This window comes from Paenochrobactrum glaciei, from assembly GCF_039522165.1.
GTDB classification, from domain to species: domain Bacteria; phylum Pseudomonadota; class Alphaproteobacteria; order Rhizobiales; family Rhizobiaceae; genus Paenochrobactrum; species Paenochrobactrum glaciei.
Genome location: NZ_BAAADE010000001.1, coordinates 259,934 through 278,623, shown reverse-complemented (window position 1 = coordinate 278,623; position 18,690 = coordinate 259,934). Strand labels below are relative to the sequence as shown.

Sequence of the window (18,690 nt, the reverse complement as noted above, 5' to 3'; positions counted from 1 at the left end):
CAAGACCGGAGTGTAAACATGGCACAGACCTTTGATACCATCCTTAAAAATGCAACGCTGGTAAATCACGATGGCACAGGCCAGCGCGATATTGGTATTGTCAACGGACGCATCGCGGCGATTGGCGCGTTGCAGCATCATTCTGCCGGAGAGGTGATTGATTGCACCGGCCTGCATATTTTGCCAGGCGTGACCGATAGTCAGGTGCATTTCCGCGAGCCGGGTCTTGATCATAAAGAAGATTTGGAAACCGGTTCTAAAGCGGCAGTCCTTGGTGGTGTAACCACTGTTTTTGAAATGCCAAACACCAACCCGCTGACCACAACGCCTGAAACATTGGCGGATAAAGTGCGTCGCGGCCATCATCGCATGCATTGCGATTTTGCTTTCTGGGTTGGCGGCACGCGCGAAAATGCCAAGGATGTGGCTGAGCTGGAGCGCCTGCCGGGTGCTGCCGGTATCAAAGTGTTCATGGGCTCTTCAACCGGTGATCTGTTGGTGGATGACGATGAGGGCGTGCGCTCGATCCTTAAAAACACCCGTCGCCGCGCTGCATTTCATTCGGAAGATGAATACCGCTTGAAAGAGCGTGAAAATTTGCGCGTTGCGGGCGATCCGTCCAGCCATCCGGTCTGGCGCGATGAGATTGCAGCTTTGACCTGCACACAGCGTCTGGTGCGTATTGCCAAAGAAACCGGCGCACGCATCCACGTGCTGCATATTTCAACAGCAGAAGAAATTTTGTTTTTGCAGGATCATAAAGATGTGGCAACCTGCGAAGCAACACCACATCATCTGACCTTGTCGTCTGATGATTATGCAACGCTTGGCAATCTCATTCAGATGAACCCGCCGGTGCGCGACCGCCGCCACCGTGATGGTGTCTGGCATGGTATTGAGCAGGGCATTGTTGATGTGCTGGGTTCTGATCATGCGCCACACACATTAGAAGAAAAGGCCAAGCCTTATCCGGCGTCTCCATCCGGCATGACCGGTGTGCAGACCTTGGTTCCGATCATGCTTGATCACGTTAATGCGGGTAAATTGTCACTGGAACGCTTCGTTGATCTGTCCAGTGCCGGCCCGAACCGCATTTTCGGCATGGCTAATAAGGGGCGTATTGCGGTTGGTTATGACGCTGATCTGACCATTGTGGATATGAAGCGCGTTGAAACCATTACGCATGCACAGGCTGGCTCAAAAGCTGGCTGGACACCTTATGACGGCAAGAAAGTGACCGGCTGGCCGGTTGGTACATTTGTGCGTGGCCACAAAGTGATGTGGGAAGGCGAAATCGTCAATCCGTCACTGGGTGAGGCGGTTGAGTTTTTGGAAGCGCTGCCAAAGCGCTGATGCAAGATATGAAAAAAGCCGGATCAATGATCCGGCTTTTTTATTGGAACTTTTAAAAAATAAAATCAGTGCAGCGGGCGCTTTGACAAAAAGCCACCGGCAATAATCTGTTCTTTCATTTTTTCGATCAGGGTAAGAGCTGCATCTTCACCCGCATCACGGATCAGCTCGGTCAATGCAGTGGCAAAGGCAGCCTCAGCCAGAATTTCTGATTCGATGCCTTCCGAAATACCATCAGCCCAGGCTTCGTTTTGGTATTCAATCGCAGCCAGCTTTTTTTCTTCTGCAATCAGTTCATCAAGATCAGTCGGAGTATGCTGCATAGATATCACCTCGGCTTACGCCATTTCCCTGAAAAATTGCGGTGCTGAAGACAAGTGCGAAGCACATGTTGCGACCATCATTTTTTAGCTCTTCTAACACATTGCCCGCGATATGAATCAAAAAAATCCGTCAATTCACGTATGAATTAATTGATAGTTAATTCCCGTATCGGGACACCAGTTCTTTCGAGAGTGCCGCACCTTCTTTCAGATAGCTGTCGATGGCAGCCAGTGCCGAAGGCGTGCACCGTGTATATGTATCGCTGTAACCGCGATAGCCACGGTTGAAATTTGAGATCAAGCGCAGACGTTCGTTCTCGGCGGGGTTCTCTTTGGCAATCAGTTCATCCATCTGCTCGCGCCAGATTTGAGACTTCTCACCACATAAATTACGCAAAAAATGCAAAGAGCCCAACACTTCGGCAATACGCAGCATTTTTTCCTGGGTACCTGAATCATTGGCAGGTGCCGCAAAGGCTGTGCTCGTGACAAGACAAGTAGCAAGAGATGCAGCCAGACATGCGGCAAAACTGACAGTGATACTGAAATTGGCTGTTTTGCCTGATTTTGGATTGGCCCATCTTTTTAGTCGGTTGACCATGAGCTGTCCTTTTCTGAACATTATTTGATGTCGAAACACGGCAAGTTCAAGGCGAAATGCCAAAATTATAAGCTTTGGGTTGAATTTTCTGACCTTGCAACCTTAAGGGCGACTTCCAATGTGCTCGGCGTGACCTGCAATCCGGCCATTTCTTCCACGCTCAGCCAATGCAGCGACACGGCATCATCCCCTGCCATTTCATTGCCTGAAATTTCATGCGCACGAAAAATAGCCAGATAATAGCTGCGATCATAAGCACCCGCATCCAGTGCCAAATCAACCGTGATAAAATGTTTGAGGCCTTTGGCGTGAAGCGCTGTTTCTTCTTGCAGTTCACGCAGTGCAGCCTGTTCAGGTGTTTCACCTTGTTCAACACTGCCGCCGGGAAAAGCAAGCCAGCCTTTTTTCGGTTCTTTGCCGCGTTTAACCAGCAAAAAACGGTCCTCACGACGGCAAATGACAGACACGCCTTCAATCGGCGAGACATTGAAGAGTGGTTTGGAAAATATATTGCTGATGATCGACAAACTATATCAACCCTTTTTGTAATGCGCTTTTGTCCGTTAGATCATATATTCGCTTGACCCGCATATCAAAAAACTGAACATCACAGTCATGTGCGGAAGATTTTCACTAATAGCAACACGGGAAGAGGTGGAGGCATTTATTGCCGCCATCATCGAAGCGGAATTTCCGCCCCGTTATAATATTGCCCCGACGCAGCCAATAATGATGGTGGTGGCGGGTGAAACACAACCGGAAGGCAGCAATTTGCCTGACCGGAAAAGTATATTGGTGCGCTGGGGTTTTATTCCTTCATGGGTAAAAGACCCCAATAGCTGGCCTTTGATGATTAATATGCGTTCGGAAACAGCAGTGCAGAAAAATTCATTTCGCATTGCGATGAATCACTTTCGTGCGCTTGTGCCGGCTTCCGGTTTTTATGAATGGCGCAAAGTCGATAAAAATAAGCGCCAAGCCTATTGGATCAGGCCGCGCAAAGGTGGTGTCGTTGCTTTTGGCGCTTTGATGGAAACATGGAGCGGCACGGACGGATCGCAGGTCGATACGGGCGGTCTCTTAACTACTCAAGCCAATAAAACGCTGAAACCCATTCATGATCGCATGCCGGTCGTGATCAAGCCGGAGGATTTCGGCCGCTGGCTTGATTGCAAACATTATTTGCCGCATGAAGTAGAAGACCTGATGCAGCCGGTGGAGGACGATTTTTTCGAGGCTATTCCGGTGTCGGATAAGGTCAATCATGTGGCCAATATCACGCCGGACATTCAGGAGAGGGTGGAGGAAGATCTGGCGCCGCAAAAATCAGAGCCGAAACAGAAAAAGAAAACCGATAACGGGGATGATTCTGGCGGGCAGTTGTCGATGTTCTGACCGAAAAATGTGCTTTTAAAATCCGTGGCTGCTTTGCCTCAGGTTCATTTCATCAATCAGGGTGATTATGCTTTTTTCTGCTGCACTTTCGGGCTTTTTGCTCGGCGCTTCATTGATCATTGCTATCGGCGCACAAAATGCCTTTGTGTTAAGGCAAGGGCTGTTGCGCCAGCATGTCTTTATCATTTGCCTGATTTGTGCATTATCTGATGCCCTGCTGATTACCGCGGGTGTGGCAGGGCTTGGCACGCTCATCAGTCAGTCACCCCAGCTCATTACAGCTGTTACGATCGGTGGTGCGGCTTTTCTGTTTTGGTATGCTTATGGTGCGTTTAAACGCGCTCTTCATCCTGAAGCCATGCATGCGAATAAGCAAACAGGCGGTAGTCTTAAAACCGCTGTTATGACCGCACTTGCGCTGACATTTCTTAACCCGCATGTGTATCTGGATACGGTGGTTCTGCTGGGCAGCCTGTCTTCACGCTTTGAAGGCGAGAGCCGCATAGCCTATGGCGCTGGTGCGGCGATTGCATCTTTTGTCTGGTTCTTTGCACTAGGCTATGGCGCCAGATTACTGCAACCAATCTTTGCAAAGCCTGCCGCATGGCGTGTGCTGGATGTGCTCATCGGCGTGATTATGAGCCTGATTGCACTGAGCTTGCTCAGCCGCTTCTTTTCATAAAGTCTGGCTGGCTCAGCCGTTACGGCTGAGCACAAATGTCAGAGCCTTCTGGCTATAATGACTATATCCCATATGTGGTGCTTTATTGCGCGCTGACATGTGGCGCACAGCTGCCAGAATGGCCGGTGAACCGATTTTGCGGTAATGCGCCAACAGATGATCGGCTTGCTTATTGGTGCGCTGGTGTTGGGTGCTGGTCATTTTTGAAATACCTTTGGGAGTGGGGGGTGATGATTTGCTGGCTGCTAATTTCACCAAAGAATTGGTCTGAAAAAAGGTTTCTTGGAGCCTGATTTAAGGTGTTTCTATGAAATCCGTAACAATTTGAAATGGCGCACAATCACAGATGGCTGCGGCATCTTAGATCACAACCAGGTATCAGAAATGACTTGACGAAAGCCGGTGCGGCAGAGATAAGTGATTTTATGAAAACGATAAACGCCACCACCACTTGTATTTGTGCGATTATTATTAGCTAGCATTCTGCTGGCTCGGCCGTTTTCGTCTCCTTTTTACATCCAAGATGACAACGTTCCGGCCAGCGGGCTGTGACAAGTACGTTTTTGTGTTGCTTGCATCTCGTGATGCTTTTAGGGGACTGATCAATGACTGCCCAAAATATTGAATTAAGACTGTACAATACGCTGACCCGCTCAAAGGAAACCTTCGTTCCGATTGATGCGAAAAATGTGCGTATGTATGTCTGCGGGCCGACAGTTTATGATTTTGCCCATATCGGCAATGCACGTCCTGTTATCGTTTTTGATATTCTTTTCCGCTTGTTGCGCCATGTTTATGGTGAAAACCATGTCACTTATGCGCGTAACATCACGGATGTGGATGATAAGATTAATGCGCGTGCGGTGCGTGATTATCCTGATCTGCCGTTTAATGAGGCAATCCGAAAAGTAACGGAAAGCACCAATGCGCAGTTTCAGGCGGATGTCACGGCGTTGGGCAATCTGGCACCAACCGACCAGCCGCGTGCAACCGACCATATGGATGAAATGCGCGCGCTGATCGACCGTCTGGTGGCGCGTGGCGTGGCTTATGTGGCTGACGATCATGTGCTTTTCTCACCATCAGCAATGAATGAGAAAGCAGGCTCTGGCTATGGTGCCCGTTATGGCGCTTTGGCGCGTCGCTCGCTGGACGAAATGCTGGCAGGCGCTCGTGTTGATGTTGCTTCCTATAAACGCGACGAAATGGATTTCGTGCTTTGGAAACCGTCAAAACAGGGTGAACCGGGCTGGCCGTCACCGGCCGGTATTGCGGTTAATGGTCGTCCGGGCTGGCATATTGAGTGCTCTGCCATGGCGATGGCCAAATTGCTTGAGCCGTTTGGCGGCGGTTTGCAGTGTGATGATCCGGAAAAGAATATTTTTGATATTCATGCCGGTGGCATTGATCTGGTCTTCCCGCATCATGAAAATGAGATTGCCCAGACATGCTGCGCATTTGATACAGAGCGCATGGCTAATATCTGGATGCATAATGGCTTCTTGCAGGTTGAAGGACAGAAAATGTCCAAGTCGCTTGGCAATTTCATCACCATTCGTGATGTTTTGAACAGTGATCTGGCGGCTTTCTCCCATCTGGAAAAAACAGATGCGACAGCACGTGAACGTGAGCAATGGGTTGGATTGGCTGCACGCTTTTCCATGTTACAAACGCTTTATCGTGAGCCGATCAACTGGACGTCACAGCGTCTGGAAGAATCAAGCGATGAATTACTGCGCTGGTATCGTTTGCTGCGTGAAGAAGGTTTTGGCCTGACTGCAAAACTTGATCAGGTGTCGGAACTGGTGGAAGCACTGAGCGATGACATCAACAGCTGGGCAGGCATTACAGTTCTGCGTAAGGCTTATAAGGACAAAAACATTGCGCTGCTCGGACAGGGGCTGGCATTGCTTGGCCTTTATGATCCGCTGTTTATGGCTGAAGAGGCTGCGCTTTTTGCCGATGTTAAAGCCGATCAGGCTGATGCGATTGAAGCTAAAATCAATGAGCGTCTGGCTTTGATTGCAGCCAAAAACTGGCCGGAAGCTGACCGTATTCGTGATGCTTTGCTGGCTGATGGCATTCAGCTCAAAGACGGCAAGGATCCGGTCAGCGGTGAGCGCATCACCACATGGGAAGTGGTGCGATGAGCGGGAAAAATAATAATGGGGGGGAGCTTGTGCGCAAAGAACGCATCTATATCTATGACACGACATTGCGTGACGGCCAGCAGACACCGGGCGTTGATTTCTCAGTAGAAGACAAAAAAGCCATTGCTGTTCTGCTGGATGATTTCGGCATGGATTATATCGAGGGTGGTTATCCGGGCGCTAACCCGACTGATACGAGCTTTTTTGAAGCTAAGCAGACAAAAAAAGCAAAATTTACAGCCTTTGGTATGACCAAGCGGGCAGGGCTTTCAGCCTCCAATGATCCGGGGCTTACGGTTTTGTTGCAGGCGAAAAGCGATAGCCTGTGCTTTGTTGCCAAATCATGGGATTACCATGTGCATTTGGCGCTTGGCTGTACATTGGATGAAAATCTGGAATCCATTACCGCATCTGTTCAGGCGGCCTGTAATGCAGGGCGTGAAGCGCTGGTCGATTGTGAGCATTTCTTCGATGGCTTTAAGGCTAATCCTGAATATGCACTGGCCTGCGCTAAGGCTGCTTATGATGCGGGCGCGCGCTGGATTGTGTTGTGTGACACCAATGGCGGCACACAGCCTGCTGAAATTCATGATATTATTCAATCTGTTGCCCAAGTCGTGCCGGGTGATCACTTAGGTATTCACGCGCATAATGACACCGAGCAAGCGGTCGCTGTTTCCTTGGCGGCCATTGATGCCGGTGTGCGTCAGGTGCAAGGCACTTTGAACGGTATTGGCGAACGCTGCGGCAATGCCAATCTGGTGACACTCATCCCGACCTTGATGCTTAAGCCTTATTGGTCTGACCGTTTTTCGCTTGGTATCAGCGATGACAAGTTGAAAGACCTGACCCGTCTGTCCCGCGCTTTTGACGATATTTTAAACCGTGCGCCGGCCGAGCAAGCACCTTTTATCGGTAGCTCTGCATTTGCCACCAAGGCCGGTATTCATGCGTCTGCTCTTTTGAAAGAGCCAAAGACCTATGAACATGTGCCGCCGGAAACTGTTGGCAATCATCGGCGCGTAATGGTGTCCGATCAGGGTGGAAAGTCCAACTTTCTGGCAGAATTGCAGCGTCACGGCATCAAAGTCGCGCGTGATGATTCGCGCCTTGATACACTGATTTCACTGGTGAAGACGCGCGAAGCAGAAGGCTATGCCTATGAAGGCGCGGATGCGAGCTTTGAGCTTTTGGCGCGCAAGAGCCTGATGTCTGTACCTGAGTTTTTCAAAGTCGACTCATTCCGCTGTATGGTGGAGCGTCGTTTTGATGCCAATGGCAATCTGATCACCGTGTCGGAAGCCGTTGTTAAACTTCAGGTGGACGGCGAACAGAAAATGTCTGTGGCTGAAGGCCATGGTCCGGTCAATGCGCTCGATATTGCATTGCGCAAAGATTTAGGCTGTTATCAGGACGAGATTTCTGATCTGGAACTGGTTGATTTTAAAGTGCGTATCCTTAATGGCGGTACGGCGGCGATCACCCGTGTTTTGATTGAATCTGGCGATGCCAGTGGGGCGCGTTGGCGTACTGTGGGTGTGTCGGACAATATTATTGACGCATCTTTTCAGGCACTGATGGATTCGGTTATTTATAAATTGATGAAAAATCGCTCATTGGCCGGTATCGGACTGGATAATTAGCAATTTCGGATTTAAGAGGTAACCACCGGTTATTTTTAAACCGGTGGTTATGAGCAGATAACCTTATGACACTGCTCGGATTGTTTGGACATCAATGACAAAGCCATCATCACCAGTCACGAGCAGCGATAGCGCGCGTGGATTTTTCTATGCTTTGAGTGCTTATGCTTTATGGGGGGCGCTGCCGCTTTACCTCAAGGCTGTGAGCTATATTCCAAGCCTTGAAGTGGTTGTAAACCGCGTCATCTGGTCATTGCCGGTGGCCATTATTCTGCTGGCTCTGTCGGGGCAGCTGAAAGAGATGGTCGCCATTCTGCGTCAACCAAAACTCGTTGGCATGGGGGTGGTAACAGGTCTTTTGGTCACCTCAAACTGGCTGATTTATGTCTGGGCAATTGAACATGGTCAAACCGTTGCTTCAGCCCTTGGCTATTATATCAATCCGCTGTTGAATGTGTTGCTGGCAAGCCTGTTTTTAAATGAACGGTTGAGCAAAGCGCAGTGGGTTTCCATTGGTTTTGCGGCCGCTGCTGTTGTCTTACTTGCCATTAGTCATGGCGGCTTGCCATGGATTTCTTTGGCACTACCTTTGACATTCAGCCTCTATGGTTTCTTCCGTAAATCCATGCCGATTGCGGCTTTGCCGGGCTTTACACTGGAAATTATGATCGTCTTCCTTCCGGCATTTATTTACTTTGTAATGCTGGTGGCTAAAAGTCAGGATCATTTTGTGCATGGCACTTGGACAGATATCGGCTGGCTGGTACTGGCGGGGCCGTTTACGGCAATTCCGCTTATTCTCTTCGCCAAGGGCGCTAAATTACTGCGCTACATGACATTGGGTCTGATGCAGTATATTGCGCCGACCTTGATGTTCCTGATCGCGGTTTTTGTCTTCAAAGAACCATTTGCCAAGATCGATCTCGGCGCTTTTGTGCTGATCTGGGTCGGGCTGGTGATTTATAGCTGGTCGAGCTTTACGCAATATCGCGCAAACAAACAGGCTGAATAATTCAGCCTGTTTGATCTGTCTGCTACATACGGCTGATGATATCGGCATCGCCGGACTTATCGCGGCCGTTTTGTGCTAAAATTGCAGGCACAATGTCTTTAGCTTCATCAATCACCAAAGGCTGTAACTGGTGGTTGGTGTGGATGAAGCCCTCTGCACGCATATGATCAATGAGTGCGAGCATTGGCTGCCAGAATTGGTTGATATTGGCAAACACCATTGGCTTTTTGTGGCGGCCAAGCTGTGCCCATGTCATCATTTCAACGATTTCTTCCACTGTGCCGATGCCGCCCGGCAGGGTGACAAAAGCATCAGAGTGCTGGAACATCAAATGTTTGCGCTCATGCATGTCTTTGGTGACAATCACTTCGCTCAAATGAGAGAGGCTTGCGTCACTTGCTTCTTTTGAAATCAGAAATTCCGGAATAATACCGAGCACTTCGCCGCCATTTTGCATGACGCCCTCGGCAACAGCGCCCATAATGCCCTTGGTGCCGCCGCCATAAACAAGGCGGATTTTATGTTCGGCCAGTGAACGCCCCAAGGAAAGGCCAGCCTCACGATAGGCAGGATTGTTACCGGTTGAAGAACCGCAATAGACACAGATCGACTTAATCTCGGACATAATATTCCTGAACTTCTTTAAAAATGAAAATTTGAAGGTTTTATAGCTGTTTAAATGGCGAGGCTCAAACATAAAGCGGATAGTTTATGTTGTCGATGCGCAGCTTTCTTGTAGTGTTGAGAAAAAGACTGTAAACCACTGTAAAAGCGGCCGTGTAAAGGATAAAGAAAAATGCAAAAGAGCCGATATGCTTTGGTAGGTTTTGCTGTTGTCGTCATTCTTGGGGGAGTGCTGGCGTTTTGCGGTTTTCCCGTTAAAAACTCGGATGTATCGCAGCCGGTAGCACAAGCACCTGTTGAGACAAAAACCGCACCTGAAGCAACTGCGCCACAAGCGACAGAACCTGCAAAACAAGCAGATGCTGAGCCAAAAGCCGCTGATGCTGGCACTGCCGAGCCTCAAGCGACAACCGAAAATAAAGAGCCAGCAGCAACTGAAAATACTGATACTGCCAATGTTGGTGTTGAGGTGCCGGTTTTTGATCTGGTTCGTGTGGAGCCCGATGGCGGCGTGGTGATTGCTGGTAAGTCTTTGCCGGGCGCCGAAGTTGATGTTTTGTCAGGCTCGCGCGTTTTAGGTTCTGTCAAAGCAACCGAAAATGGTGATTTTGTTATCGCTTTTGATGAAGTGCTGAAACCGGGCGATCATAGTTTGGTTCTGCGCAGCACAAGCACAGACAATAAGGCTGCAACATCCGCACAAACTGCGATTGTTTCGATCCCTGATAATGTCAATGGTCAGGTGCTGGCATTGGTGGAAGAGCCAGGTCAGGCAAGCCGTATGATTACCAAGCCGCATACCGATGATGCGAATGCGCAGAATAATGGCGGCGAACAGGCAGGCCAAGGCAATGGGGCTGGCACATCAAATGATGGAAACGCTGCCACAACTGATGCGCCGATCGCGGTTGAGGCCGTCGAGATTGAAGGCAATACTATTTACATTGCCGGTCAGGCCAAGCCTGATCACAGTGTGATTGTTTATGCCAATGAGAAATTGCTTGGTCGCAGCACTGTGTCGCCGGAAGGTCGCTTTCTGGTGGAAAGCCAGCAGCCTCTAGCCGTTGGGGATTATATCATTCGTGCTGACCTTCTGAATAAGAGCCAGAAGGTGATTGCGAGTGCGCGTGTACCGTTCCGCCGTGAGGCTGGTGATAATGTCTCGGCTGTTGCGCCTTCTTTGAAAGAGCAAAAAGCGGCAGGCAGTGCGGCAGATGCCACCCAGCAACCAGCTAATCATCAGGCGAACCCAAGTGGTGCAGAGGCAGAAACACCTGCTTTGGAAAATGTCAGCGGTTCTGTCATCATCCGTAAGGGTGATAATCTCTGGACGATTTCCAAACGCACTTATGGCAAAGGCACACGCTACACCACAATCTATCTGGCAAACCGCGATCAGATCCGTAACCCTGATCTGATCTGGCCGGGGCAGGTCTTTACCATGCCAACTGAGCCGTTGTCAGACACGGATGCAGCCAATGCATTGCGTGATAATAATCTGAAGCCGTAAAAAACACTTTACAGCAAAAGCTTGTAATTCGATCCTTCATCGTATATCGACGATTTACGATGAAGGATCAAAACACACAAGCCTGTTCACTGGCTAACTTTAAAATTGAGGATGAAGAGGCGGCACGCATTTATGCGGCGCTGGCACATCCTGTTCGTTTAACCATTTTACGGCAATTGAGCATGCATGAGGCATGCTGCAAAGATATTGTCGGCGGGCATGATCTTGCCCAATCAACTGTTTCCCAGCATTTGAAAGTTTTGGTGCAGGCGGGTCTGATTGATTTCCGCGCTGACCGGCAAAACTCGCGCTATAGCGTCAATCATGCACGGCTTGATTATATCAAAGATCATTTTGCCCAATTGTCACTTCTTTGTGTAAAGCCGCCGACCTGCGATTAACGCCCGACGTTTTAATCGCCAGAATGAATTTTCCTGAAAGATAATCTAATGAATAACGGCAAAACGGTTTCTGCGGAATCCGGACAGACCTTCCGGACTTTGCGTAATTTATGGCCTTATATGTGGCCGGCAGAACGCCCTGATTTGCGCATGCGCGTGATCTGGGCAAGTTTTTATTTGGTGATCGCCAAGCTTGTACTGATTTCGGTGCCTTATTTTTTCAAATGGGTCACCAATGCGCTTAACGGCCAGCTGAATGCGCCGGATTTTATCCCTGCTATTTTAGTGGGCGCGGTGATGCTGGTTGTGGCCTATAATGGTGCGCGCATCATTCAGGCGGGTTTGAACCAGTTGCGCGATGCGCTGTTTGCCAGTGTCGGTCAATATGCCGTACGCCAATTGGCTTATAAGACATTCGTGCATATGCACCAGTTATCGTTGCGCTTTCATTTAGAGCGCCGCACCGGCGGGCTGTCACGCGTGATTGAACGCGGCACCAAGGGTATTGAAACCATTGTTCGTTTCACCATTCTCAATACCGCGCCAACGGTGCTGGAATTTGCGCTGACAGCGATCATTTTTGCTTATGCTTATGGTTTTTCTTACCTTGCCGTGGTTGCGGTAACCGTTTGGGCTTACACATGGTTTACTATCAAAGCCAGTGACTGGCGCATCAGTATCCGTCGTGAAATGAACGATTCAGATACGGAAGCGAATACGAAAGCTATTGATTCCCTGCTGAACTTCGAGACCGTTAAATATTTCGGCAATGAAGCCATGGAGGCCAAGCGCTTCGATAGCGCCATGGCACGCTATGAAAGTGCTGCAACCCAGACATGGACATCGCTGGGCTGGCTCAACTTCGGTCAGGCAGTTATTTTCGGTATTGGTATGGCGATCGTGATGGTCATGTCAGCGATGGAAGTGAAAGCCGGAACACAATCGCTTGGTGATTTTGTCTTTATCAATGCGCTGTTGATGCAGTTGTCGATCCCGCTCAATTTCATCGGCTTTATCTACCGCGAAATCCGTCAGGGCCTGACTGATATTGAGCAGATGTTTGACCTTCTCGATGTTGATCAGGAAGTGCAGGACAAGCCGCAAGCAAAGGCACTGGAAGTGCGCGATGGTGCCATCCGATTTGATGATGTGCATTTTGCTTATGATCCGTCCCGTCCGATTTTGAAAGGCATCAGCTTTGAAGTGCCTGCCGGTAAGACGGTCGCCATTGTCGGGCCATCGGGTGCGGGTAAATCAACCTTGTCGCGTCTGTTGTTCCGTTTTTACGATATTCAGTCCGGCACGATTACTATTGACGGGCAGGATGTGCGGGATGTGCAGCAGGAAAGTTTGCGTCATTCGATTGGTATGGTGCCGCAGGATACTGTGCTTTTCAACGATACGATTGCTTACAATATCCGCTATGGCCGCACCTCTGCGAGTGAAGAAGAAGTGGAACGCGCGGCAGAACTGGCGCAAATCTCCGGCTTCATCAAACATTTGCCTGAAGGTTATCAGTCGATGGTGGGTGAGCGCGGTTTGAAATTGTCGGGTGGTGAAAAGCAGCGCGTTGCGATTGCCCGTACCATTTTGAAAGCACCGCCAATTCTGATTTTGGATGAAGCGACATCAGCCCTTGATACTGCCACCGAGCAGGAAATTCAGCAGGCGCTTGATCTTGTCAGCCGCGACCGCACCACTTTGGTGATTGCGCATCGTTTGTCGACAGTGATCAATGCCGATGAGATTATCGTGCTGAAAGAGGGGGCTATTGCTGAAAAAGGCACGCATCGTCAGCTACTTGCGCAAAAGGGGCTTTATGCTTCGATGTGGGATCGCCAGCGTGAAGCAACCGAAGCAGAAGAACGTCTGCGTCAGGTTCGCGAACGTGATGATCTGGGTGTTTTGTAAGCAGAATCTCTTTCTCAAAATATTGAGCTAAATATCTGATAAAAGGCGGCTTTTGTGGAATTTTCCATGAAGGCCGCCTTTCTTTTTAACCTGATTTTCTTGGGCGTGTGGGAAGCGGTTGTAAAATGAAGCGCGATAAACGGGGATAATGCTCTGCAAAAATGGTTCAAAATGCACGAATGTTGCTGCATTTATATGAAAGAATGTCACGAAACGTGAATAGCTGCTGAAATGGTTTTGTTTTTGGCCAGAATGCAGTAAGTATCTGCAAAACTCGAGGATGAACTGATGAGCCTTGCCGATTCAATTCGAAATACATTTGTCCCTATCCACCGTGAGGGATATCCCTTCATTGCCGGTTTTTTCGTTGTCTCCCTGATTTTGGGCTGGCTGTGGAACCCGCTTTTCTGGGTGGGTATGGTTCTCACCATCTGGTGCATTTATTTCTATCGCGACCCTGAACGTGTGACGCCGATGGATGACCGGCTGGTCATTAGTCCGGCTGATGGTAAAGTTTCTTTTGTTGGCCCTTATGTGCCACCTGCGGAACTGGGCTTGGGCGATCAGCCGCGTATGCGCATTTCCGTATTCATGAATGTGTTTTCTGTGCATATCAACCGTGCACCGGTGCGTGGTCAGATTGAAAAAGTCATTCATCGTCCGGGCAAGTTTTTAAATGCAGAGCTGGACAAATCCAGCGCGGAAAACGAGCGTAACAGCGTTCTGATCGATAGCCCGAAAGGTAAAGTGGCTGTTGTGCAGGTTGCAGGTCTTGTCGCCCGCCGTATCGTTTGCTGGTCAAATGAAGATGACACATTGTCAGTGGGTGAGCGCTTTGGTTTGATTCGCTTCGGCTCCCGTCTGGATGTTTATTTGCCTGAAGGTGCAGTGGCACGCGTGGCAGTTGGTCAAACTGCTGTTGCCGGTGAAACTGTGCTGGCTGAATTTGACACCGACCGTTCAGAACCAACAGTACGGATTGGTTAAGTCAAATGGAAACAGAGTTTCCGGAAGCAGATCGCGGTGCTGGTAAGTCAGCCGGACAAAACGGCACCCAGACCGATGCAGTCATTATAGAAAGTCGGGGGCCTCGACTTTCTCAAATTCCGCTACGCATTATTATTCCGAATATCATCACTGTTCTGGCAATTTGCGCAGGGCTGACCGGTATCCGTTTGGCGTTTGAAAACCGTTTCGAACTTGCCGTGATGATGGTGCTGATTGCAGCCTTTCTGGATGGTCTTGACGGCCGCGTTGCGCGGATGATGAAAGGCTCTTCCAAATTCGGCGCGCAGATGGATTCTCTCGCTGATATCGTCAATTTCGGCGTGGCACCTGCCTTGGTGCTTTATTCCTTTATGCTGGATCAGGCGCGCTCTTTTGGCTGGACTGCGGCACTTTTATACGCAATCGCCTGTTGCCTTCGTCTTGCACGCTTCAACGTGATGACAGAAGACCCGAACCGTCCTGCATGGCAGAATAATTACTTTATCGGTGTTCCGGCACCTGCGGGCGCAATGCTGGTGTTGTTGCCGGTCTATTTAGGTTTTTTAGGCCTTGTACCGACGCGTAATCTGGCTTTCATCGCTTCTGCTTTCACCGTGCTGATTGCATTTTTGCTGGTGAGCCGTCTGCCGGTTTATAATGGCAAAACCGCTGGTAGCTATATTCGCCGTGATCTTGTGGCGCCGCTTATTCTTTGCGTGGTGATCTATGTCGGTCTGTTGACAAGCTACACATGGTACACACTGACTGTGACAGCTATCGCTTACACATTCATCATTCCTGTGAGCTGGATTGCATGGAACCGTTGCGAGGCTTCGGAGAAATGCGCTGGCAGTGCCACTGCACCGGCACCGGACGAGCCGGACAGTATCATTTAAAAGAATGCAGTTATGAAAAAAGGCTCTGTGAAAACAGAGCCTTTTTTATTGGGTTTGATCTGCTTGTTAGTCAGGCAGATGATAATCAAGGAAACGATCTTTCGGCACATCAAACAATTTGCCGGTAAGCGTCAAAGCCGGATCGGCAAGCGCCACAATCTTTTTGGCCACATCATGCGGATGCGGCAGGCTGTCAGGATCTTCGCCCGGCATGGCCTGTGCGCGCATGGCAGTGCGGGTGGCACCCGGATTAACGGAATTGACCCGCAGCGCACTGTTCTTGGTTTCATCTGCCCAGCTGCGCGCCATCACCTCTACAGCCGCCTTGGAAGCCGCATAAGGCCCCCAGAATGCGCGTGCAGTGTGTGCAACGCCTGATGACAGCACAATAGCACGTCCGGCATCAGAGCTGCGCAAAAGCGGGTCTACTGAGCGGATGAGGCGCCATGTGCTGGTGACGTTGATATTCATCACTTTATCAAAGGTTTTGGCTTCGACATGACCAATGGGTGAAATGGTGCCAAGCACACCGGCATTGGCAACCATAATATCCAGCTTGCCCCAACGCTCGTGAATAGAACCGCCCAAACGGTCAAGGGCAGGGAAATCGGTCAGATCAAGTGGTACGAGCGTTGCGGAGCCGCCTTGCTTGCGGATTTCATCATCCAGTTCTTCCAGTCCTCCCACTGTGCGGGCAACTGCAATCACATGTGCACCGGCTTTTGCAAGCTCCAGTGCGAGGAAATATCCGATGCCGCGCGATGCGCCCGTCACCAGAGCCAGACGGCCATTAAGGTCGATGCTCATACCAATCCTGTCATATGTTAGAAGATCACTGGTCAGTTTTACCCGTTGCTTTTAACCGTTACTGGCCAGTAGTGATAAATTATGGATGTTGCTCTCATTGTCCTGATCGAGCAGGCGCGTCGGGTAGTCTCCGGTGAAGTAATGGTCAGTAAATTGCGGACGATCATTGTTGCGTGGTTCACCACCAACAGCACGGTAAAGACCGTCGATCGAAAGGAATGCAAGCGAATCCGCACCAATATAGCGGCACATCGCGTCCATATCTTTATATTGGTTTGCTAGCAGCTTTTCGGCGTCCGGTGTATCGATACCGTAGAAATCCGGATAGAAAATCATCGGGCTGGCAACGCGGATATGCACTTCTGCTGCACCTGCATCACGGATCATCTGCACGATTTTAACGGAAGTCGTACCGCGCACAATTGAGTCATCAACGAGGATGACGCGCTTGCCTTCAATGATCTCACGATTGGCGGAATGTTTGAGCTTAACACCAAGCGCACGAATTTGCTGGGTTGGCTCAATGAAGGTACGACCGACATAATGGTTACGGATAATGCCAAGCTCGAACGGAATGCCGCTGGCCTGTGCATAGCCGATAGCAGCAGGGGTGCCGCCATCTGGAACCGGCACAACAACATCTGCATTGACATGCGATTCTTTGGCCAGATTGAAGCCCATGTTTTTGCGTGCATTGTAAACATTGCGGCCACCCACAACGGAATCGGGGCGTGCAAAGTAAACATATTCGAACATGCAGAGACGTTCAGGTTGCGGCTTTTCCGGCTTGATAGATTGGGTGGTGATAGAGCCGTCCGGCTGCAACTCACACACAATCACTTCACCATTCTCAACATCACGCACGAAAGTCGCGCCGATAATATCAAGCGCACAGGTTTCGGAGCAGAAAATCGGCTTGCCGTCGAGTTCACCCATAACCAACGGTCGAATACCAACCGGATCACGGGCGGCGATCAGTTTGGTGCGCGTCATGGCAAGAACGGCATAGCCGCCTTCAACCTGACGGATGGCATCAACAAAGCGATCAATCGATGAAGTATGGCGGGAGCGTGCAAAAAGATGCAGCACGACTTCGCTGTCAGATGTGGACTGGCAAATCGCACCGGCTGCAATCAGCTGGCGGCGCAATGTCAGACCATTGGTGAAATTACCATTATGCGCAATCGCAATGCCGCCCACTTCCAGCTCGGCAAAAAGCGGCTGCACATTGCGCAGGATGGTTTCACCGGTGGTGGAGTAGCGCACATGACCGATAGCCAGATCACCCGGAAGCTGCGCAAGGGTTGCAGGATCAGTAAAATGATCGCCGACCAGACCCATATGACGCTCTGAATGAAAGCGATTATTATTGAAGGTAACAATACCTGCCGCTTCTTGTCCGCGATGCTGAAGGGCGTGCAGGCCGAGCGCTGTAAGCGCAGCCGCATCTTCGTGGCCTAAAATACCAAAGACGCCGCATTCTTCATGCAAGCTATCTTCGTCCAGCATATAGGGAGTTTTGTCAGCATTACTGTGTGTCATTGCCGCAAGGCCTTTCGATTGCAGAGCAATTAAAAACACTCTCTATCACAAAAAAGCTTTTGATTGGAAGCAAAGAGTTGCGGCCTCAAAAAGCTTTTAATCTGCGCTGTCAGGAGTGTTTTCTGGTCAATTTGGGATCTGATTGGTTTTTTAAAAGTGCTGAAAAGCAAAAAAGCCACAGAAAATAATTTCCATGGCTTTCTTTGGAATTGAGTTTTTTACTGTGCAGTTTCTGCTTCAGGCGCAGGGGCAGCGTTTTGGTCATTGCCTGCCGGTTCTGCATTGTCTGGTTTCAGCTTGTCGATAAAGCTGGTGTCCGGATCAGCTGGCAGCAGTTCAACCAGTTTTTCGCCCAAATTATCAAGAAGGGCTTTGGATTTGGCATTGGCAACCCATGCCGGCTGGTCGGATGTAACGAGCCAGTTGAAGAACAACATGGCGACAACCATCAGCAACAGGCCGCGTGCTGCACCAAACAAAAAACCCAATGTGCGGTCAAGCGCACCAATGCGGCTGTCGATGATGAAATCAGCAATTTTCATGGTGATGATGGAAACAATGATCAGTGCGACAAGGAAAACTGCCGCCAAAGCTGCAATTTTCGCCAATGTGTCACTGGTGACATATGGCTGGATGAAGGGGATCACCTGCGGATAGAAGATGTAAGCGGCAGCAGCAGCTGCTGCCCATGAAGCGACCGAAAGCACTTCTCGTGAAAAACCCCGTACCATCGCCAAAACAGCGGATACGAGCGTTATCCCAATAAGAATTCCATCAAGAAGGGTGATTGGCATTCGGCCTGTCCTTAATCTACTTAAACTCTATCCTTGCATGCCTGCGGCGTTTTGCAAGT

Annotated in this window: 20 protein-coding genes; 12 read left to right on the top strand and 8 right to left on the bottom strand. The window is 49.8% G+C overall.

From position 1 onward, the window contains the following. Positions 1–18: 18 nt before the first annotated feature. Positions 19–1,353, top strand: a complete 1,335-nt coding sequence (locus ABDZ76_RS01380) for a dihydroorotase (RefSeq protein ID WP_343800281.1) — start codon at positions 19–21, stop codon at positions 1,351–1,353. Between the two features lie 65 nt (positions 1,354–1,418). On the opposite strand, the gene ABDZ76_RS01375 is transcribed toward ABDZ76_RS01380, so the two are convergent. The 3 genes from ABDZ76_RS01375 to ABDZ76_RS01365 all read right to left on the bottom strand — a co-directional run bounded on the left by ABDZ76_RS01375 (position 1,419) and on the right by ABDZ76_RS01365 (position 2,786). Continuing rightward, positions 1,419–1,676 (bottom strand): hypothetical protein, encoded by a 258-nt coding sequence (locus ABDZ76_RS01375; RefSeq protein WP_343800279.1) that lies wholly within the window; start codon positions 1,674–1,676, stop codon positions 1,419–1,421. Positions 1,677–1,833: 157 nt separating this feature from the next. Further along, a complete protein-coding gene (locus ABDZ76_RS01370; protein ID WP_374844545.1) occupies positions 1,834–2,217 on the bottom strand; it encodes a TIGR02301 family protein in 384 nt (127 codons plus the stop codon). A gap of 125 nt (positions 2,218–2,342) precedes the next feature. Continuing rightward, a complete protein-coding gene (locus tag ABDZ76_RS01365; RefSeq protein ID WP_343802893.1) occupies positions 2,343–2,786 on the bottom strand; it encodes an NUDIX hydrolase in 444 nt (147 codons plus the stop codon). A 106-nt stretch (positions 2,787–2,892) separates the two neighbouring features. Here ABDZ76_RS01365 and ABDZ76_RS01360 point away from each other — a divergent pair, with 106 nt between their 5' ends. Together ABDZ76_RS01360 and ABDZ76_RS01355 are read left to right on the top strand one after the other, a co-directional pair. After that, entirely contained in the window at positions 2,893–3,672 is a 780-nt protein-coding gene (locus ABDZ76_RS01360; RefSeq protein WP_343800275.1) for an SOS response-associated peptidase, read from the top strand. 67 nt (positions 3,673–3,739) lie between these two features. Beyond that, complete coding sequence (locus ABDZ76_RS01355) at positions 3,740–4,354, top strand: LysE/ArgO family amino acid transporter (protein ID WP_343800273.1); 615 nt, start codon at positions 3,740–3,742, stop codon at positions 4,352–4,354. Between the two features lie 12 nt (positions 4,355–4,366). Here the strand turns inward: ABDZ76_RS01355 and ABDZ76_RS01350 are convergent, their stop codons facing one another. Then, entirely contained in the window at positions 4,367–4,555 is a 189-nt protein-coding gene (locus tag ABDZ76_RS01350) for a hypothetical protein (protein ID WP_343800271.1), read from the bottom strand. Positions 4,556–4,959: 404 nt separating this feature from the next. Here ABDZ76_RS01350 and cysS point away from each other — a divergent pair, with 404 nt between their 5' ends. The 3 genes from cysS (at position 4,960) to rarD (ending at position 9,159) form a co-directional block, all read left to right on the top strand. Further along, the gene (cysS, locus tag ABDZ76_RS01345) at positions 4,960–6,504 is read left to right on the top strand and encodes a cysteine--tRNA ligase (RefSeq protein WP_343800269.1); all 1,545 of its coding nucleotides are present in this window, start codon (positions 4,960–4,962) and stop codon (positions 6,502–6,504) included. Between the two features lie 29 nt (positions 6,505–6,533). Continuing rightward, entirely contained in the window at positions 6,534–8,147 is a 1,614-nt protein-coding gene (cimA, locus tag ABDZ76_RS01340; protein WP_343802890.1) for a citramalate synthase, read from the top strand. 94 nt (positions 8,148–8,241) lie between these two features. Continuing rightward, complete coding sequence (gene rarD / locus ABDZ76_RS01335; protein ID WP_343800267.1) at positions 8,242–9,159, top strand: EamA family transporter RarD; 918 nt, start codon at positions 8,242–8,244, stop codon at positions 9,157–9,159. A gap of 22 nt (positions 9,160–9,181) precedes the next feature. On the opposite strand, the gene ABDZ76_RS01330 is transcribed toward rarD, so the two are convergent. Then, positions 9,182–9,784, bottom strand: coding sequence for an LOG family protein (locus ABDZ76_RS01330; protein WP_343800265.1), 603 nt, complete (start codon positions 9,782–9,784; stop codon positions 9,182–9,184). Positions 9,785–9,955: 171 nt separating this feature from the next. On the opposite strand from ABDZ76_RS01330, the gene ABDZ76_RS01325 reads away from it, so the two are divergent. From ABDZ76_RS01325 to pssA, 5 genes are all read left to right on the top strand, one after another. After that, positions 9,956–11,293 (top strand): LysM peptidoglycan-binding domain-containing protein, encoded by a 1,338-nt coding sequence (locus ABDZ76_RS01325; protein WP_343800263.1) that lies wholly within the window; start codon positions 9,956–9,958, stop codon positions 11,291–11,293. A gap of 59 nt (positions 11,294–11,352) precedes the next feature. Beyond that, a complete protein-coding gene (locus tag ABDZ76_RS01320) occupies positions 11,353–11,694 on the top strand; it encodes an ArsR/SmtB family transcription factor (RefSeq protein ID WP_343800261.1) in 342 nt (113 codons plus the stop codon). Between the two features lie 48 nt (positions 11,695–11,742). Then, complete coding sequence (locus ABDZ76_RS01315) at positions 11,743–13,605, top strand: ABCB family ABC transporter ATP-binding protein/permease (protein WP_343800259.1); 1,863 nt, start codon at positions 11,743–11,745, stop codon at positions 13,603–13,605. 288 nt (positions 13,606–13,893) lie between these two features. Continuing rightward, on the top strand, positions 13,894–14,592 hold the full coding sequence (locus ABDZ76_RS01310) for a phosphatidylserine decarboxylase (protein WP_343800257.1): 699 nt from the start codon (positions 13,894–13,896) through the stop codon (positions 14,590–14,592). Positions 14,593–14,597: 5 nt separating this feature from the next. Continuing rightward, positions 14,598–15,488: a CDP-diacylglycerol--serine O-phosphatidyltransferase gene (gene pssA, locus ABDZ76_RS01305; RefSeq protein WP_374844503.1), complete on the top strand. Its 891-nt coding sequence runs from the start codon at positions 14,598–14,600 to the stop codon at positions 15,486–15,488. 66 nt (positions 15,489–15,554) lie between these two features. On the opposite strand, the gene ABDZ76_RS01300 is transcribed toward pssA, so the two are convergent. Continuing rightward, positions 15,555–16,295: an SDR family NAD(P)-dependent oxidoreductase gene (locus ABDZ76_RS01300; protein WP_343800255.1), complete on the bottom strand. Its 741-nt coding sequence runs from the start codon at positions 16,293–16,295 to the stop codon at positions 15,555–15,557. Positions 16,296–16,346: 51 nt separating this feature from the next. Then, entirely contained in the window at positions 16,347–17,837 is a 1,491-nt protein-coding gene (gene purF, locus ABDZ76_RS01295) for an amidophosphoribosyltransferase (protein ID WP_343800253.1), read from the bottom strand. Here purF and ABDZ76_RS01290 point away from each other — a divergent pair. Beyond that, positions 17,831–18,025: a hypothetical protein gene (locus tag ABDZ76_RS01290; protein ID WP_343800251.1), complete on the top strand. Its 195-nt coding sequence runs from the start codon at positions 17,831–17,833 to the stop codon at positions 18,023–18,025. The two genes, purF and ABDZ76_RS01290, sit on opposite strands and share 7 nt — an antisense overlap. Before the next feature lie 30 nt (positions 18,026–18,055). On the opposite strand, the gene ABDZ76_RS01285 is transcribed toward ABDZ76_RS01290, so the two are convergent. Next, on the bottom strand, positions 18,056–18,631 hold the full coding sequence (locus tag ABDZ76_RS01285) for a CvpA family protein (RefSeq protein WP_343800249.1): 576 nt from the start codon (positions 18,629–18,631) through the stop codon (positions 18,056–18,058). Positions 18,632–18,690: the final 59 nt, after the last annotated feature.

Bases quoted from the DNA above. Each gene is read 5' to 3' on its own strand.
- ABDZ76_RS01375 (WP_343800279.1), bottom strand. From the start codon at position 1,676: ATGCAGCATACTCCGACTGATCTTGATGAACTGATTGCAGAAGAAAAA.
- ABDZ76_RS01310 (WP_343800257.1), top strand. From the start codon at position 13,894: ATGAGCCTTGCCGATTCAATTCGAAATACATTTGTCCCTATCCACCGT.
- ABDZ76_RS01285 (WP_343800249.1), bottom strand. From the start codon at position 18,631: ATGCCAATCACCCTTCTTGATGGAATTCTTATTGGGATAACGCTCGTA.
- ABDZ76_RS01355 (WP_343800273.1), top strand. From the start codon at position 3,740: ATGCTTTTTTCTGCTGCACTTTCGGGCTTTTTGCTCGGCGCTTCATTG.
- ABDZ76_RS01330 (WP_343800265.1), bottom strand. From the start codon at position 9,784: ATGTCCGAGATTAAGTCGATCTGTGTCTATTGCGGTTCTTCAACCGGT.
- ABDZ76_RS01360 (WP_343800275.1), top strand. From the start codon at position 2,893: ATGTGCGGAAGATTTTCACTAATAGCAACACGGGAAGAGGTGGAGGCA.
- ABDZ76_RS01325 (WP_343800263.1), top strand. From the start codon at position 9,956: ATGCAAAAGAGCCGATATGCTTTGGTAGGTTTTGCTGTTGTCGTCATT.
- ABDZ76_RS01380 (WP_343800281.1), top strand. From the start codon at position 19: ATGGCACAGACCTTTGATACCATCCTTAAAAATGCAACGCTGGTAAAT.
- ABDZ76_RS01315 (WP_343800259.1), top strand. From the start codon at position 11,743: ATGAATAACGGCAAAACGGTTTCTGCGGAATCCGGACAGACCTTCCGG.
- pssA (WP_374844503.1), top strand. From the start codon at position 14,598: ATGGAAACAGAGTTTCCGGAAGCAGATCGCGGTGCTGGTAAGTCAGCC.
- ABDZ76_RS01320 (WP_343800261.1), top strand. From the start codon at position 11,353: ATGAAGGATCAAAACACACAAGCCTGTTCACTGGCTAACTTTAAAATT.
- ABDZ76_RS01300 (WP_343800255.1), bottom strand. From the start codon at position 16,295: ATGAGCATCGACCTTAATGGCCGTCTGGCTCTGGTGACGGGCGCATCG.
- cysS (WP_343800269.1), top strand. From the start codon at position 4,960: ATGACTGCCCAAAATATTGAATTAAGACTGTACAATACGCTGACCCGC.
- rarD (WP_343800267.1), top strand. From the start codon at position 8,242: ATGACAAAGCCATCATCACCAGTCACGAGCAGCGATAGCGCGCGTGGA.
- ABDZ76_RS01350 (WP_343800271.1), bottom strand. From the start codon at position 4,555: ATGACCAGCACCCAACACCAGCGCACCAATAAGCAAGCCGATCATCTG.
- purF (WP_343800253.1), bottom strand. From the start codon at position 17,837: ATGACACACAGTAATGCTGACAAAACTCCCTATATGCTGGACGAAGAT.